Genomic DNA, 15,467 nt, shown 5'->3' with positions numbered 1-15,467 from the left:
GAAGGGAAATGAAAAAACAGCAACGCTTGAAGTGGAAGCTGCTGTATTATATCATATATATGAACATATAATCATATAAGTGGAGGCGTCTATTTTGGGACATAATCACAATCATTCTCATGGACATCATCATACCAACAATAAAAAAGTACTTTTTATTTCATTCCTGTTGATTACATCATTCATGATCATAGAAGCCATCGGCGGATGGGTGACAAATAGCTTGGCGTTGCTTTCGGATGCAGGGCATATGTTATCGGATTCTGCATCACTAGGGCTTAGTTTTTTTGCGATGAAGTTGGGAGAACGCCAAAGCACGGATTCGAAAACGTATGGATACAAGCGATTTGAAATCATTGCGGCGCTCATCAATGGTGCTGCATTGGCAATGATCTCCTTAATGATCATTTATGAAGCCATTCATCGGTTCTTTAATCCACCGGAAGTACAGAGCAAAGGTATGCTGTTGATTGCAATAATTGGGCTGATCATCAATATCATTGTTGCATGGATATTGATGAAAGGTGAAAAAGAGGAAAATTTAAATGTAAAAAGTGCATTTCTGCACGTCCTTGGAGATTTGATGGGCTCAGTGGGGGCTATAGTGGCAGCCATACTGATTTATTTTTTGAACTGGGGCATTGCGGATCCGATTGCGAGTGTCATTGTGGCCATTCTGGTGCTTGTAAGCGGCTATCGCGTTTTAAAAGAATCCCTTCATATATTGATGGAAGGAGCACCTTCTTCGATAGATGTCGCTGAAGTGAGAAAAGCCCTGCTAGCAATGGACAAGGTAGAGGATATCCATGATTTGCATGTGTGGAGCATTACCTCTGGATTCCAAAGCTTCAGCTGTCATCTGGTCATGGAAGAAGAAGGGGTGCATGAAGAAGTACTGAAACATGCACAAAACCTTTTATATAGCCAATTTGGCATCAAGCACAGCACCATCCAAATCGAAAAAAGCAAAGGAGATTGTGTTTTGCATCCTGAAACATGCAATTAATGATGCAAGGCATGTTCGATGGACTGCTTTAATAGGTCCAAAACATGTTCATCATCATGTGTATAATAGAAGGTCGTACCTTCTCTCCGGAATTTGACCAGCCTTAAGTTTTTAAGGAATCGAAGCTGATGGGACACGGTGGATTGAAGAAGCGATAACTTTTCAGCAATTTCATTGACTGAATGCTCCCCATGAAACAATAGATAGAGTATCCGCAGACGTGTCGGATCGGATAGAGCTTTGAATGTCTGAGATACGATGAAGAGTGTTTCTTCGTCCAATTCTGTATATTGTGATTTATCGTTGTTTTCATTATTATTCATTTATCATCATCCTCCATCACTATTATACCTTGGAAATCGATCATATAAAATACACCAGGATCAAAACGAATAATTTCCTGAAATCTTCGCAAAATATGCTTGTATGTTGATTTTTTTAAGGAGGAATTCTCATGCAGGTACGCGATGTAATGTCAACAAATGTTCAATCATGTTCAAATCAGGATTCTTTGCAAGATGTAGCAAACAAAATGCATTCTTCCAATATCGGTGCGATCCCAGTTGTGCAAAACGGACAAGTTGTAGGGATGGTAACCGATCGCGATTTGGCCATCAGAGGAGTTACTGATGGAAATGCACATAGTTCTGTATCCCAAATCATGTCCAATAACATCGTAACGGTTCAATCTGATGCATCATTGGAAGAAGCGGCGGCTTTAATGTCCCAGCATCAAATCCGCAGGCTTCCCGTCGTCGATAATGGACAGATTGTCGGTATGCTCTCTCTTGGTGACTTAGCTGTGAGAGATCAGTCCAATAATAGTGCAGGCGGTGCATTGAGCCAAATTTCAAAAAATAACGACCTTCAATAAATAAAAGAAAGAGGCTGATCCATGTCTAACGGGACAGCCTCTTTCAAATCTTGATTTATTGTGGAATCCGATTGGTTTGAAAACATTCTTCATTTAGTTAAACAGAATCAAAAAAATGATGCCTGCGATTGCAATGGAGTAATTTAAAAGAAAATGCCCCTGCCTGTGCTCTTTGAAAGAATCTTGGTTCATCTGCTCCAATACAGCCATTCTAAGCTTGGTTTCATTGATAAACAATTCAAAGGACCACCCTTCTTGAAATCGCTTTCATAAATTATAACATAAAAATCTGAATTTACAAAAAATTCAAAAGAGGTTTTGTGGATGATCATTGCCATTCAAATCATTTTATTTTTTCTCCTGCTGTTTGTATGTGTTTACAGTAAGTATAAGCTGCCGTTTAAAGAGTTTATTTTTGTTTTTTTAGTGTCGTCCATCCTTTTAATGAATTCGTATACGGTCATGTCATTAAATTTAAAGTGGATCGCTGTAAGCGATCACTATGAAAAGTTTATCGGCTTTTTATTATTCAGAAATTTATGCATGCCTTTAATGTTTACTGCGGTTTTGGCAATCATCAGCAAGGCGGGGAAGAGCGGAAAGGGATTAGCAGTGGTATTTTATTTTATCGCCATTATTGGAATGGAATCCATCAATCTAAGCTTCTCAGTTTATCATTATTTAAAATGGAACCTGCTAATGACGCTGCTTTTCTACATTCTATTTTTAGCTGTCATGAATTTCTTGCTAAAAGGGTTTAAAGCACTTGAAAGGATAAAGCATCATGAAAGTGTATGATCATTCATTTAATGCCAACGAATGGTTTACATGCGGTGTTTTCTTTGCCGCATATGCTTTTCTCTTCATTTTGCCTCGGAGATTCAGCAAACAGGATAAAGCACTATATGTCATTTTAGGGATGTTTATCGGTAATTTTTATGATCATACCATCAGTGTCCCGCCATGGAATTTTTATGATGTAAATGATACTTCTGAATTTCAATTAATGGATTTTATCTCCTATTTCATGTACGGACCATTTTCATACTATTTTGTGTATATTTGGGATGCGTTGAAGATAACCGATAAACATATCCCCCTTTACATTTTTATTTGGTCCATCATATCCATGGTAATGGAATTCATCGCTCATCAGTTAGGGGTTTATCATTACCGCCAAGGATATGAGATATATTATTCTTTCGCTGTGTATCCATTGATGCAATTTACAGTGTTTTTACTATTCAATAGAATCCAAAAAGAAAATAATATGCAAAAAGGGCAAATATGAATAAAGTCCATAATCTGGATTGGCTTGGTTCATGCTGGGATATCGGTTCTGTTGTCCATTTAATCCGATACAAAGATCATGTTAGCTTCTTTACAACCGATCGGGGATCACATTATCTCCTAAAGGAAAAAGGATGCTTTCACCATGCAGAGCTTGAAGGGGGATTCCTCTCCTATCTGTATCAGGAGGGACTGAGTGTCCAAGTTCCGATATATAATAAATATGGAAAACAAGTTTTCCGGTATGAAGGAGGAGTATACTGCATTTATCCATATACAGCAGGAAAGCCTTATTCTTTCATCGAAGAAGGGGCAATGGAGTATATTAATCAATCTGGGAGGCTCATTTCTGAATTTCATTATTTAGCGGAAAACTATACAGAATGTATAAATTATAATGAAATGGAATTAGGGGATCAAATATATGAGGTATTGACTTGGATACATCGTTTTTCATTGTGTAATCAAGAGAAAAGTAAACTTTTTAATCGCATGATGCGATTGGATGCGATGGAAGGGAAACTGCCAAAACAGTTGATACATCGTGACCTCCATCCGAATAATATGATATTCAACAAGGGCAGGTTTAAAGGGTTTATTGATTTTGATATGTGTCAGATCGGATGCAAGGTGTACGATATCGCTTATTTCATGGTTGCGGTGTTAAAGAGGAGAATCCTGGACCATTCCCATGACGATCATTTTGACGAGGCTTTTCACAACTTTTTATGCAACTATGAAAGCTTGGTGCCCTTATCTGTTTTGGAGAAAGAGCTATTGCCGGATGTCATGCTGTTCATTGCGTGTTGTTATGTTATTTATTTTTCACTCCAGCTGTATTATGAAAGCACAGCGGAATCATACATCAAGGTAATTAAATATCTGTTATCTACCACAGAATAATACAGGCAAACGAACAATTAATCAAAAACGTGGGTTGAAGTCCATACCTATTTGCTGAAAGTTGAATATTGTAGCAGTGTAAGGATTATCCTTAACAACTTCCCAGGAGGTGAAAGGATATGTGCTGGGGTTACGGTGGATGTGGCTATGGCGGCGGCTACGGCTATGGTTACGGTGGTTCAACTTTCGTATTGATCGTTGTTCTATTTATCTTGTTGATCATTGTCGGTGCTTCATTTTTGTAAGATAAGCTTTTTTAAACAGAAACACCCTAACATTATGCTAGGGTGTTTCATACTGTATTGCTGTTTTCGTAAAGATTGTTGTTAAAATCCTATTGCCGATTTTAACGAAGAATAGCTGTTATCTCATTGAATTTAACCTTTCAGCTCATTTGAAGTTGAAACTTTGCTTAAACAATCCTACTTTATTAACTGAAGCAACAAAGTACGAGAAAAGAACCAAATGTAAAAAAGACTCTACGCCTCTGAAGGAGCCGGCTCCGCTTTTCTATGGTATATCGTGGCCCATTGAGGATTGGAGGATTTCGAACCATTGGTCGACATTCATCGATAATTTCAAGGATTGGACAGCTGAATCCATTCGGTTCGTTTTGCCTGATCCAACAATTGGCATGATTTTCGCTGGGTGATGCAGCAGCCAGGTATACATGACTTGATCGATGCTTCCCGCTCCGATTTCTTTTCCTACCTTTTGTAAGGCAGTGCGCAGACGTACGGCTTTTTCTTCATCAGAAGTAAATATTTTTCCACCTGCAAGCGGCGACCAGGCCATCGGGGCAATTCTTTCCTTCATACATAAGTTCAGGGTGCCATCATCGAAATTTTCCAATTCATACGCAGATAATTCCAGCTGATTCGTAACCAATGGAACATCCAGGTAAGATTTAAGAAGTTGATACTGGTGTTCTTTAAAATTGGAAACACCGAAATAGCGGACTTTTCCATCTTTTTTCAATGCGGCAAATGCCTCGGCTACCTGCTCCGGATCCATTAACGGGTCTGGGCGGTGTATGAGTAATACATCAATATAATCTGTTTGCAGGTTTTTCAAGGATTGTTCTGCAGATTTGATGATGTGCTCTTTGCTTGTATTGTAATGGTGTGATCGATGCTGTGGACGGTTTGGAGATTCCAGCACGATTCCACACTTTGTGACAAGTTCCATTTTTTCGCGGAGGCTCGGGTTCAATGCAAGAGCCTGACCGAACAGTTCCTCACAAGTATAGCTGCCGTAAATATCGGCATGGTCAAAAGTAGTTATACCGGCATCCAGTGCATGATTGATCAAGGAGAGCGTCTCTTGTGAAGAGTAGTTCCACTCGTTTAACCTCCATAAGCCGTGTATGATTCTTGAAAAAGACAATTCCTCTGCCAATTTAATTCTTTCCATTATGTAAGTGCCTCCCCTTCGAATTTAATCGTTTTCATTATACAGGAAAGCGAATGAAATAAAAAAACATTCTGCTCCAATCCCTTTTTTTACCTCCTCATAATATTCATGATTCCTTGGTGCTGAGGAATAATGAAGACAATAAGGAATTGAAAGGGGATCTATGTAGTGAATATATACGACTATGGCTCAACCTATAAAGCTGGGGACATTGTGTATGTCCTTTACCGAAATCCGCATACACAAAACGTGGCCAATATACAGTCCGCTGCGATTGTGCAAGATCCTGAGAATGACGGGGGACTCTCCATATTCTTGTATGATAATTACTATCCGTTGACAGATGAAGTAGCTGTTTATGCCACAGAGGCTGAGGCAGAGGAAGCATATCAATATTATTTTGGAGACATGTAAAGGGAGGTTGGAATGAATGGTGAAGCCCTTCATGCCTCAATTGGTTTACTTTGAACCGGATGCTTTGAATTATCCGCTTGGGAAATTATTGAAGGAAAAATTCGAAAAAGAGGATGTGGAAATTCGATTTACGACTTCGCATAACCAAGTCAGAAATTTACCAGGAGAGAATCATTTCCAAAAATATCGTGTAGCAAAATCAACGCTTGTTGTCGGTGTACGAAAGACATTGAAGTTCGATACCTCCAAGCCCTCGGCAGAATACGCCATCCCTTTTGCGACAGGCTGCATGGGGCATTGCCATTATTGCTACCTTCAAACAACGATGGGAAGCAAGCCCTATATCCGTACGTATGTAAATACAGACGAGATCTTCGATGCGGCTGAAAAGTATATGGAGGAGAGGGCACCTGAGTTCACAAGATTTGAAGCATCCTGTACTTCAGATATTGTAGGGATCGACCATATCACCCATACATTGAAGAAGGCAATCGAGTACTTTGGACAATCCAAATACGGAAAGTTGAGATTTGTAACAAAGTTCCATCATGTCGACCACTTGCTGGATGCAAAACATAATGGAAAGACACGATTCCGCTTCAGTATGAATGCGGATTATGTGATCAAGAATTTCGAGCCGGGTACATCGCCTTTCGCCAAGAGAATAGAAGCAGCTGGCAAGGTAGCCGGTGCGGGCTATCCACTAGGATTTATCATCGCCCCGATTTATTTGCATGATGGGTGGGAAGACGGTTATAGGGATCTTTTTGAGCGGCTGGAAGGTGAATTATCGAAAGAAGCAAAAGAAGACCTGACATTTGAATTGATACAGCATAGATTCACCAAGCCGGCTAAACGTGTCATACAAAAAAATTATCCGATGACAAAACTTGAATTGGACGAAGAAAAAAGACGGTATAAATGGGGGAGATATGGGATAGGCAAATATATTTATCCAAAGGATGAAGAACAGAAAATGAAGGATGTTTTGGGGGGATATATAGAAAAATATTTTCCTAAAGCAAAATTGGAGTATTTCACCTAAGGCAACTGGTGTGATTAAGTAAAAATGTGCCTCAGAAGATTCCTCTTTTGAGGCACTCCTACATATAAACGTTGAGACTGGATTCTAATTTTTTTACTTTCGTTGCGATGTCATCGCAAACTTCCTGATAGGCAGCCCATTTTTCCAGTAAAGATTGACCATGCAGATTAGGATTCTTAATGTCCCATTCAATCATTTTATCCTGATGTTCCTTCGGAATCGGGATAAAGTGATCTTGACCAAAGTCGTATATCGAAATGATGAAGTCAGCTAGTTCCATCATATGGTCATTTACCGTCCTGTTGGGGGTGGATGTCAAATCAATATTGAGTTCATCCATCGCTTTGATTGACATGGGATTTCGATCATTGTTGAACCAACCTGCACTCATGAATGACCAATCAGATAAATTAAGTCTTTTGGCCCATGCCTCTGCCATTGAACTTCTTTCATGATTGGATGAAACAAAATAAAGAAGTTTTTTTGACATTTCTCTGAAGTCCTTTCTCTTTATTTGTACTATTCCTATACCCGCAGGAAGAGAATATATGCAGAAAAAAATTGAAAGTTTCTGGAAAAAAGATAAATAAACTGAGAAACGAGGCTTTTCCCAATATTTTTCCATATCATAAGTCTTTAGAACCATTTAGAAGAATGAATTTGAAAAAATCTGTTTTCATGTTTAAAGTTAATAGAGGGCGGGTAAGTTTATTTTGAACCAGTTTGAGCATTTTTATTTTTCAAACTAGTTTGTCAAAAAACATCATGAAAAACATATTTGGGGGTATGCATATGAAATTAACCACAAAAATCATTCTCGGTTTAATAGCAGGTGCAGTCGTTGGAATCATTCTAAATGTAGCTGCTCCTAGCGTGTTCAATATTTTAGATCCTTACTTATTTAAACCTCTCGGAAAAATCTTCTTGAATTTAATCAGTATGCTGGTCGTTCCGATTGTCCTTTTTTCAATCATTCTAGGGACAGCAGGTCTCGGCGATCCAAAAAAATTAGGAAGAATCGGTTTGAAAACCATCTCTTATTTTTTGATTACGACATGCATTGCCATCATCATTGGCATCGGTCTAGCATATATCATTAAACCAGGTTTAGCTGGCCATTTCGATACTGCTTCAGCAAGTTTTAGTGCTGAAAAAGCTCCGCCGGTATCAGACACTCTACTCAATATCATCCCGAAAAACCCTTTCGGGGCTTTGAATGAAGGAAATATGCTTCAAATCATCGCACTCGCCATTTTCATCGGACTGGCATTGACAGCTCTAGGTGAAAAAACAAAAGGAATTTACAATCTAGTGGAACAAGGAAATGAAATCATGATGTACCTTGTTACATTAGTAATGAAATTCGCACCATACGGAACGTTCGGCTTAATCGCCTCCGCAATCGGCAGCCAGGGATGGAATGCAATTAAGGCGATGGGAATATACATGATTGTTGTTGTTCTTGCTCTGATTGTGCATGGCGTTGTCACATATGGAAGTGCCGTTGCGCTGCTTGCCAGAAAGAATCCACTATCCTTTTTCAAAGGGTTTTCCCCGGCAATGGGAGTTGCTTTCAGTACTTCAAGCAGTAACGCAACGCTGCCGATTTCCATGGAAACAGCTCAAAAGAACTTAAAGGTGCCAGAAACTATTTCAAGTTTTGTCCAGCCGTTGGGAGCAACAATCAACATGGATGGTACGGCGATCATGCAAGGTGTTGCCACTGTCTTTATTGCACAGGTCTATCATGTCGATCTCTCGATTGGCGAGCTTGCTACGGTTGTGCTGACAGCTGTATTGGCGAGTATAGGGACAGCCGGTGTACCAGGTGTCGGCTTGATCTTGCTAGCCATGGTGCTTAGTTCCGTCAACCTGCCTGTTGCTGGAATTGGCTTGATTCTTGGGATTGACCGTATTTTGGATATGGCACGGACTGCCGTTAATATTACAGGCGATGCCTCATGTGCCATGATCGTGGCAGAAACGGAAAAAAGAAGGACCGTCAAGATCCAGCGCGGCGAAAAATCAGCATAAATCATTGATAGCCATCAAAAATATCCGCTTTAGTTTGTAGACAAAAGGTATCGGGAGCACATTCATTCACTCGATACCTTTTGTCGTTTTTTTGAGGAGAAGAGGCTGGAGACTCCGGGGGATATGCGAATCGGCCCCGACCGTGGAACTTAACATTGCCGCTTTCCATTTTAAAGTTGACCTACCTAAGTCAAAAATCATAGATACTGGATTCGAAAAATAGGATATACTGAATGAAAGAGATTTAAGGGAATAGGAGATGCGATGATGAATCTGGGATTTGGGGAAATTGTAGTCATCATAATAGTAGGTTTATTTGTATTTGGACCATCGAAATTGCCCGGTTTTGGAAAAGCTGCTGGACAGGCACTCCATGAATTTCAAAAAGCCCTTCAAGGAAAGATTGATGAAGAGGAAGAACATCATGAACAAGAAAAAATCAATGATCAAAGCTTCCATAAATAGATAACGGTAAAGTATTAGATAGGAGATATAGAGAACCTGCGGACAATGAAATCCAGTCCTAGGTTCTCTTCTATTTAATGGATGGCAAAGTAATATGAAAGATCGTCCAATCTTCATTTGATTCGCAAGTGAGAGTCCCTGAATGTTTTTCGATGATTTCTTTGCATACATAAAGCCCTAATCCAGTACCGGTTTTTTTCGTGGTTACAAATGGATCGAATATTGTATTTTGAAGCTCGGAAGGGATTTTTGGACCATTGTTTGCGATGCTCAGTGTAATCGAGTCGTGGTGTTCATATGCGCGAATTATGATGATGGGATCTGATGAGTTCCCGGACAAAACATCGATTGCATTAAAAACAATATTGATGATGACCTGTCGGATTTCTTCTTTATAGCCTTTAAATTGCAGATTGGCTTGAAGGTGTTCTTCAACTTTCACATTCACTTCCAATATGCGCGGGAATAAAAAGGACATTATTTCCTCGATCAGCAGATTCAGAGATATTTCCGACCATTCCGTATCCGCAATTTGCTTTTTTGAAAGCAGTAAAAATTGAGAGATCCTAAATCTTAGCTGTTCGAGTTCACCTGTGATAATATCCAAATAAGGAAGGTTTGGATATTCCGCCTTTAACAATTGGATAAATCCATGGATGGATGTCAATGGATTGCGGAATTCGTGAACAAAGCTGGATGTCATTTGACCAAGGAGCGACAAACGGTCATCATGGGTCGTATCTATATAATCCTGTTTTTGTCGAATGATTTTATCTTTGATATCGGTGTAGTGGGAAACGGCAAAATATAAAAATTTGTCAAACACATAATTTATCGTGTTCAACGCGGTCTGTAGGTCATCCCATGAGTGGAATACATTATGTAAATCCTTATAAATTTCTGATCTCGCTATGTTAACATTATAAACGAAGTCACCGATATTGACGGAGGCATGGACACGTTCTTCTGCAACCTTATAGGCAAATGGCCGGATAAATTCATCCACCGATTCGCTGTCAGTCATCAAGGCTTCCACCAAAAGCTGAATCATGTCATTTCCATTTTTCCATACTTGTCCCTTAAAGGGATCTTTTGTTGAAAGAATAATCTGTTTCTCCCACTTTTTAAGTAAATCATATCTATGATTTTCTAAATATTGCACAAACTGCTTTTTGAGTGGAATCATATTGTCACCTCTATCCTCTATTATAGCAAGAATATTCAGTTAAAAACAAAAAATATGTCAAAAAATGCGCTATATTACAATTAATTTCATGATAGTATTTTAATGTGAATAATTACATAGGTCTTAATGGGGGTTTATCATGATAAAAAAATACCAAATGGCTGCAGCTATTGTGATCATGCTTACTATTGCTTTATCAGGATGCAGCTCTAAAGAAGATAAAAAAACAATTACGATTTCTGCAGCGGCAAGCTTGAATGATGTGTTATCGGAGCTTGCGGATGATTATGAAGAATCGCACCCTGATCAGAAGGTGCAGCTTAACTTTGGAGGATCCGGTGCATTATCACAGCAAATCATTCACGGGGCACCTGTAGATGTCTTCATTTCTGCGGCCGAAGAGCCTATCAGCATGATTCAGCAGAAAGGACTTATGAAAAAAAAATCTATTCTCTTTAATAATCAGCTTGTGTTGATTATACCAACAAATTCCACAGTTGGCATTTCAGATTTTAAGGATTTAACGGCAGGAGAAGTGAAAAAAATAGCTGTCGGCACTCCAAAAGCGGTTCCTGCAGGTACATATGCAAAGGAAACATTAACATCATTAGGAATTTGGGATCAACTGCAGAGCCGCCTTGTTTACGGAAAAGACGTTCGACAAGTACTGCAATATGTTGAAACTGCCAATGTAGATGCAGGGATAGTTTATTATACAGATGCATTGACAACGAAAAAAGTGAAAGTAGTAGCCAAAGCAAAATCGGATTGGCACAGTCCGATTGTCTATTATGGCGGTGTCCTGGATGCGAGCAAGGAGCATGGATCATCTAAGGAATTTCTAAAATATTTAAAAAGTAAACATGCAAAATCCATTTATAGCAAATATGGCTTTAGCATGAATTAAGAGAGGTCGGAATATGAACGCAGATTTTTGGAATCCAATCCTGCTCAGTGTGAAAATATCCATCATCTCCACTATGATTGTTTTATGCGTGGGGTTGTTCTTTTCAAAAATGCTGTTGAGAAAAGGACCAACAAGGAAAGGAAAGGTTATTGAATTAATCCTTTTGATCCCGCTTGTTCTCCCACCCTCAGTGACTGGTCTTATTCTGATCACGTGGTTGGGAAATAATTCTGCTCCTGGAAAAGTGATTGCTTATATTTTCGGGCAGGGTATTATGTTTACGTGGTGGGCTGGGGTGCTGGCGGCTGCTGTCGTCACTTTTCCACTTATGTATCAAGCATTGAAATTGGGTCTTTCAAGCATCGACGGGGAAATCAAAGGAGCCGCATTGGTGGATGGTGCAGGGCCTTGGAATCTGTTCTGGCTCATTGAGCTGCCATTGATGGCCAAGTCTATTTTGACAGGAGTGGTATTAAGCTTTGCAAGGGGTCTGGGTGAATTTGGAGCAACCCTTATGTTTGCCGGAAATATCCCTGGAGAAACCCAAACCGCTTCAACTGCGATTTACACAGCGATAGAAGTGGGGGATGTCCAAAAAGCATGGATTTGGGCTGGAGCGCTGACCATCCTTTCTTTTATTCTATTGTATATCATTCAATGGATGCAGAGGGAGTGATTCATCCTGGTAAAGGATTCGTTCTTGCCAGTACGAAAGTAACATAGTATATTGATAGAGGAAGTTTAATTGTATATTTCCACAAGGGGAGCCTCTGGCTGAGAGTGAACGCAGTTCTGACCCTTTGAACCTGTATAGTTAATGCTTGCGCAGGGATGTGGTTTTGATGGGATATTTGCAATGAGGGCCATCTTTACCGCCCTTCATTGCTTTTTTTTATGGTCTTTATTCGTACATTCTTTTCCCAGAAAAATCAAACCCTCAAATATTTTTAGGAGGAATTCAACATGAGCTCGAGAAAAATACTGTTTCTTGTAGAAGTTGCCGTATTGGCAGCACTTGCTTATTTACTGGACCTCGCGTCCACATTCATATTCTCAAGAATTTGGCCAGAAGGAGGATCTGTCTCGCTGGCAATGATCCCGGTATTCCTGATTTCCTATCGCTGGGGAATCAAAGGGGGGCTTTTATCCGGATTTCTTTTGGGGATGCTTCAATTCATATCAGGATTTGCCCAAATCTACACACCTATACAAGGCATTATTGATTATTTTGTGGCCTTTACATTGATTGGTTTCTCAGGAATATTTGCATCCAGCATCCAGCGCACGGTCCATGAAGGAAAGGCTGGACAATGGATCACTTTGGTGATAATAAGCACACTGACCGGAAGTTTGTTGAGGTTTCTTGCCCACTTTTATACAGGGATCGTATTCTTTGGATCCTATGCACCGAAAGGACAGCCGGTTGCATTATATTCACTAATTTATAATGGAACTTATATGCTTCCATCTTTCATTTTAAGTGCAATCATCCTAATCTTAATCATTTCCGTGTCACCAAGGCTCGTATCTCCGAAAAAAATGTAATGCTCGTTGTTATTTATCCCAGGTTGTATGCGGTTGATTTCCGAGGGGCGGGCGGCGAGCCACCCCGTTTCGATGTGGGGTCCCATCTGTCCTGCTATCACTTCAGGGTCTCGCACCTACGATATGCGCATAAAAAAACTATTTGGGAGATAACAGTCATTAGATAACAGGAAGGCCCCTTGGTGCCTGGCACCAAGGGGCCATGTTGTGACTACTTATTTTTTATTTCCTCATAACGGTCAAGCGCTCTTTTCCGGGCGGCGGCATGATCGACAATGGGGAGGGGGTAAGTCTTTCCTAAAGTAATTCCTGCTTTTGCTAATGCATCATCCGGTGCATTCCATGGTTCATGGATATACTTTTTGGGTAGATCCTTCAGTTCAGGCACCCATTTTTTGATATAGGCTCCATCCGGGTCAAACCGCTTGCTTTGTGTGGCAGGATTGAATATCCGAAAATACGGTGAAGCGTCCACGCCAGATCCTGCAACCCATTGCCACCCCATGGTATTATTGGCGAGATCGGCATCAATCAGTGTATCCCAAAACCACTCAGCCCCTTTTTGCCATGGTATCAAAAGGTCTTTTACAAGGAAGGACGCCACCACCATCCTGACCCGATTCGGGAGGTATCCCGTTCCCCAAAGCTCTCTCATTCCTGCATCGATAAACGGAAATCCGGTACTTCCTTTTTTCCAAGCATCGAACCGGTCTTCGTCATCGTTCCACCGAATTTCCTTGAACAACTCCTGCAGCGGCAAAGTCGTCGAATGTGGAAAATAATATAGGAACTGGTAGGCATAATCCCTCCATATTAATTGTCTGATAAAAGCTGTATGGTTCCGGTAGTCTAGTAAATAATGAAACATGCTCCTCGCAGAAATCATGCCCATGGCAAGATAGGGGGAGAGCTTCGAAAACCCTTCCCTGCTGGGGATATCCCTGTCTTCGCCATAGTGCCCTAACTTTTCTTCACAAAAGTGTTTAAAAATTTGGATTGCTTTTTCTTCAGTAGGTTCCCAAGCAGTTTCCAAAAAATCGGGCCATTTTTCTTTCGGAAGCAAGTCCAAATCTTCTACCATCAACGAGTTGAGTGTGATGTTAGGTGTGTCCATCCTTTTTATGGAAGGGTACGCCTGTGGGACGCTTTTCATTGGAAAAGCTTTATAAAATGGAGTGAAAACCCGATATGGTTCGTGTTCCTTTCTTGTTGTGCTCCAAGGCGGGAGCAGTGTGATGCCTTCAAACGTTTGTATCTCCAGATTGTGGTTTGAGAGCTCCTTCGCCAACTTAATATGACTTTTGTATATTTCTGGGTGGTAAGACCGGTTCCAGTATACCGCTTCCGCTCTAGTTTCCTCAATAAGTCGGGGGAGGATCTCATTCGCAGTCCCTTTGAAAATCCAGAGCTTCCCACCAACCTCATGAAGAGATTGCTGAAAGGAATGCAGGCATTGGTGCAGCCACCACTTTTTGGCGGCCCCTATGCTCCATTTTTCTTGATCTTCTTCTTCATAAATAAATACCGGAATAACGTCACCAGAATTGACTGCATTATACAAAGCGGGATGGTCATGCAGCCGAAAGTCATTATTGAGCATGACAATCGTTCTCCGTCTGTTCATGTCCTATAACCCTCCATTCAGATAAAATTATAGGGATAGTCGATGAAGCTGACAAAAATGGGTGTGCTCTCGTGTAAATTGGTTGAAATTTCTGGGAGTTAGTGTAAAATTACACTATAATAACCATTGAGGTGAGAGCAATTGACAAGAGAGGAAATCATCTTATTGGTCTCTGAAAAAATGAGATTAGTAAGGGTGGAAGCGAACTATACCCAGGATAAAATGGCGGAAGTAATAGGAATCTCTAAAAAAACTTTGGTGCAAATAGAAAAAGGGCGGATCGATGCAGGATGGACGACTGTCATTGCTTTATGTGCATTGTTCAGCAACAGCCAAACCCTGCAGCATGCATTGGGCGGTGTACCGATGGAGATCGTCGAGGTGGTTGCCAGGGAAGGGATTGATTATCGTAAAGAAAAAACGTTGGGGGGGAAGGTCTGGTGGACGGAAATTCAGCAAGAAAAAGGCTTCGTTCTGCAGAAGAATATCATTACGAAGCATTATCGAATAATTGATGAGGATTATTTCCGGCTGTTTAGCTCCTTCGATGATAAATTGGCACAGCAGCGTTTTGATGAGCTGATAAATGGGACCTTTTAAAACACAAGGCTCTTTTCTCAAACTTTGTTGCTTTAACGACTAAAATAGGATTGTCCATTGAATTTTTTGTCTTTAAAATGCCCTAATAAGCGAGAAAATAGCCGGGATCTTATATTTCAAACGAGCAAACATTTATTTACGCGTTAAAACCGGCAGTAAGA

At 40.3% G+C, this 15,467-nt stretch carries 20 protein-coding genes and 1 riboswitch; of the genes, 14 read left to right on the top strand and 6 right to left on the bottom strand.

Features of this window, described 5'->3' with window-relative positions:
- Positions 1-94 precede the first annotated feature (94 nt).
- Positions 95-1,006 (top strand): cation diffusion facilitator family transporter, encoded by a 912-nt coding sequence (locus D9X91_RS04220; RefSeq protein ID WP_121679313.1) that lies wholly within the window; start codon positions 95-97, stop codon positions 1,004-1,006.
- On the opposite strand, the gene D9X91_RS04215 is transcribed toward D9X91_RS04220, so the two are convergent.
- Complete coding sequence (locus D9X91_RS04215; RefSeq protein WP_121679312.1) at positions 1,003-1,329, bottom strand: ArsR/SmtB family transcription factor; 327 nt, start codon at positions 1,327-1,329, stop codon at positions 1,003-1,005. The genes D9X91_RS04220 and D9X91_RS04215 overlap by 4 nt on opposite strands.
- Positions 1,330-1,460: 131 nt before the next feature.
- Between D9X91_RS04215 and D9X91_RS04210 the strand changes: the two genes are divergently transcribed.
- Entirely contained in the window at positions 1,461-1,880 is a 420-nt protein-coding gene (locus D9X91_RS04210; RefSeq protein ID WP_121679311.1) for a CBS domain-containing protein, read from the top strand.
- A gap of 93 nt (positions 1,881-1,973) precedes the next feature.
- Here the strand turns inward: D9X91_RS04210 and D9X91_RS22430 are convergent, their stop codons facing one another.
- Entirely contained in the window at positions 1,974-2,117 is a 144-nt protein-coding gene (locus D9X91_RS22430) for a hypothetical protein (protein ID WP_158598233.1), read from the bottom strand.
- A gap of 87 nt (positions 2,118-2,204) precedes the next feature.
- Here D9X91_RS22430 and D9X91_RS04205 point away from each other — a divergent pair, with 87 nt between their 5' ends.
- From D9X91_RS04205 to D9X91_RS04190, 4 genes are all read left to right on the top strand, one after another.
- Positions 2,205-2,678, top strand: coding sequence for a hypothetical protein (locus tag D9X91_RS04205; RefSeq protein WP_121679310.1), 474 nt, complete (start codon positions 2,205-2,207; stop codon positions 2,676-2,678).
- On the top strand, positions 2,665-3,171 hold the full coding sequence (locus D9X91_RS04200; protein WP_121679309.1) for a hypothetical protein: 507 nt from the start codon (positions 2,665-2,667) through the stop codon (positions 3,169-3,171). The genes D9X91_RS04205 and D9X91_RS04200 overlap by 14 nt, the downstream gene beginning before the upstream one ends.
- Positions 3,168-4,073 (top strand): phosphotransferase enzyme family protein, encoded by a 906-nt coding sequence (locus D9X91_RS04195; protein WP_121679308.1) that lies wholly within the window; start codon positions 3,168-3,170, stop codon positions 4,071-4,073. The genes D9X91_RS04200 and D9X91_RS04195 overlap by 4 nt, the downstream gene beginning before the upstream one ends.
- 119 nt (positions 4,074-4,192) lie before the next feature.
- The gene (locus tag D9X91_RS04190) at positions 4,193-4,318 is read left to right on the top strand and encodes a YjcZ family sporulation protein (RefSeq protein WP_121679307.1); all 126 of its coding nucleotides are present in this window, start codon (positions 4,193-4,195) and stop codon (positions 4,316-4,318) included.
- A 265-nt stretch (positions 4,319-4,583) separates the two neighbouring features.
- Here the strand turns inward: D9X91_RS04190 and D9X91_RS04185 are convergent, their stop codons facing one another.
- On the bottom strand, positions 4,584-5,486 hold the full coding sequence (locus D9X91_RS04185) for an aldo/keto reductase (protein WP_121679306.1): 903 nt from the start codon (positions 5,484-5,486) through the stop codon (positions 4,584-4,586).
- A gap of 168 nt (positions 5,487-5,654) precedes the next feature.
- On the opposite strand from D9X91_RS04185, the gene D9X91_RS04180 reads away from it, so the two are divergent.
- Both D9X91_RS04180 and splB read left to right on the top strand, forming a co-directional pair.
- The gene (locus D9X91_RS04180; protein ID WP_121679305.1) at positions 5,655-5,900 is read left to right on the top strand and encodes a transcriptional regulator SplA domain-containing protein; all 246 of its coding nucleotides are present in this window, start codon (positions 5,655-5,657) and stop codon (positions 5,898-5,900) included.
- Between the two features lie 16 nt (positions 5,901-5,916).
- The gene (gene splB, locus D9X91_RS04175; protein ID WP_121679304.1) at positions 5,917-6,945 is read left to right on the top strand and encodes a spore photoproduct lyase; all 1,029 of its coding nucleotides are present in this window, start codon (positions 5,917-5,919) and stop codon (positions 6,943-6,945) included.
- A gap of 58 nt (positions 6,946-7,003) precedes the next feature.
- On the opposite strand, the gene D9X91_RS04170 is transcribed toward splB, so the two are convergent.
- Entirely contained in the window at positions 7,004-7,435 is a 432-nt protein-coding gene (locus tag D9X91_RS04170) for an arsenate reductase/protein-tyrosine-phosphatase family protein (RefSeq protein ID WP_158598232.1), read from the bottom strand.
- Between the two features lie 302 nt (positions 7,436-7,737).
- Between D9X91_RS04170 and D9X91_RS04165 the strand changes: the two genes are divergently transcribed.
- Both D9X91_RS04165 and D9X91_RS04160 read left to right on the top strand, forming a co-directional pair.
- Complete coding sequence (locus D9X91_RS04165; protein WP_121679302.1) at positions 7,738-8,979, top strand: dicarboxylate/amino acid:cation symporter; 1,242 nt, start codon at positions 7,738-7,740, stop codon at positions 8,977-8,979.
- A gap of 267 nt (positions 8,980-9,246) precedes the next feature.
- Complete coding sequence (locus D9X91_RS04160) at positions 9,247-9,444, top strand: twin-arginine translocase TatA/TatE family subunit (protein WP_121679301.1); 198 nt, start codon at positions 9,247-9,249, stop codon at positions 9,442-9,444.
- A gap of 70 nt (positions 9,445-9,514) precedes the next feature.
- Here D9X91_RS04160 and D9X91_RS04155 read toward each other — a convergent pair whose 3' ends face one another.
- Complete coding sequence (locus tag D9X91_RS04155; RefSeq protein ID WP_121679300.1) at positions 9,515-10,630, bottom strand: histidine kinase N-terminal domain-containing protein; 1,116 nt, start codon at positions 10,628-10,630, stop codon at positions 9,515-9,517.
- A gap of 139 nt (positions 10,631-10,769) precedes the next feature.
- Between D9X91_RS04155 and modA the strand changes: the two genes are divergently transcribed.
- The 3 genes from modA (at position 10,770) to thiT (ending at position 13,082) form a co-directional block, all read left to right on the top strand.
- Positions 10,770-11,537 carry a molybdate ABC transporter substrate-binding protein gene (gene modA, locus D9X91_RS04150; protein ID WP_121679299.1) on the top strand — a complete coding sequence of 256 codons (768 nt, stop codon included), beginning with the start codon at positions 10,770-10,772 and terminating at the stop codon, positions 11,535-11,537.
- A 13-nt stretch (positions 11,538-11,550) separates the two neighbouring features.
- Entirely contained in the window at positions 11,551-12,213 is a 663-nt protein-coding gene (gene modB, locus D9X91_RS04145) for a molybdate ABC transporter permease subunit (protein WP_121679298.1), read from the top strand.
- 74 nt (positions 12,214-12,287) lie between these two features.
- A riboswitch (TPP riboswitch) is annotated at positions 12,288-12,386 on the top strand.
- A gap of 114 nt (positions 12,387-12,500) precedes the next feature.
- Positions 12,501-13,082, top strand: coding sequence for an energy-coupled thiamine transporter ThiT (thiT, locus tag D9X91_RS04140; RefSeq protein WP_121679297.1), 582 nt, complete (start codon positions 12,501-12,503; stop codon positions 13,080-13,082).
- Between the two features lie 211 nt (positions 13,083-13,293).
- Here thiT and D9X91_RS04135 read toward each other — a convergent pair whose 3' ends face one another.
- Complete coding sequence (locus D9X91_RS04135) at positions 13,294-14,706, bottom strand: cryptochrome/photolyase family protein (protein ID WP_121679296.1); 1,413 nt, start codon at positions 14,704-14,706, stop codon at positions 13,294-13,296.
- Positions 14,707-14,847: 141 nt separating this feature from the next.
- Between D9X91_RS04135 and D9X91_RS04130 the strand changes: the two genes are divergently transcribed.
- Positions 14,848-15,306: a helix-turn-helix transcriptional regulator gene (locus D9X91_RS04130; RefSeq protein WP_121679295.1), complete on the top strand. Its 459-nt coding sequence runs from the start codon at positions 14,848-14,850 to the stop codon at positions 15,304-15,306.
- Positions 15,307-15,467 lie beyond the last annotated feature (161 nt).

The sequence above is a fragment of the Falsibacillus albus genome (genome assembly GCF_003668575.1).
Classification (GTDB): Bacteria; Bacillota; Bacilli; order Bacillales; family DSM-25281; genus Falsibacillus; species Falsibacillus albus.
The sequence above is the reverse complement of the archived record's forward strand: the minus strand, read 5'-3'. Positions and strand labels throughout refer to the sequence as shown.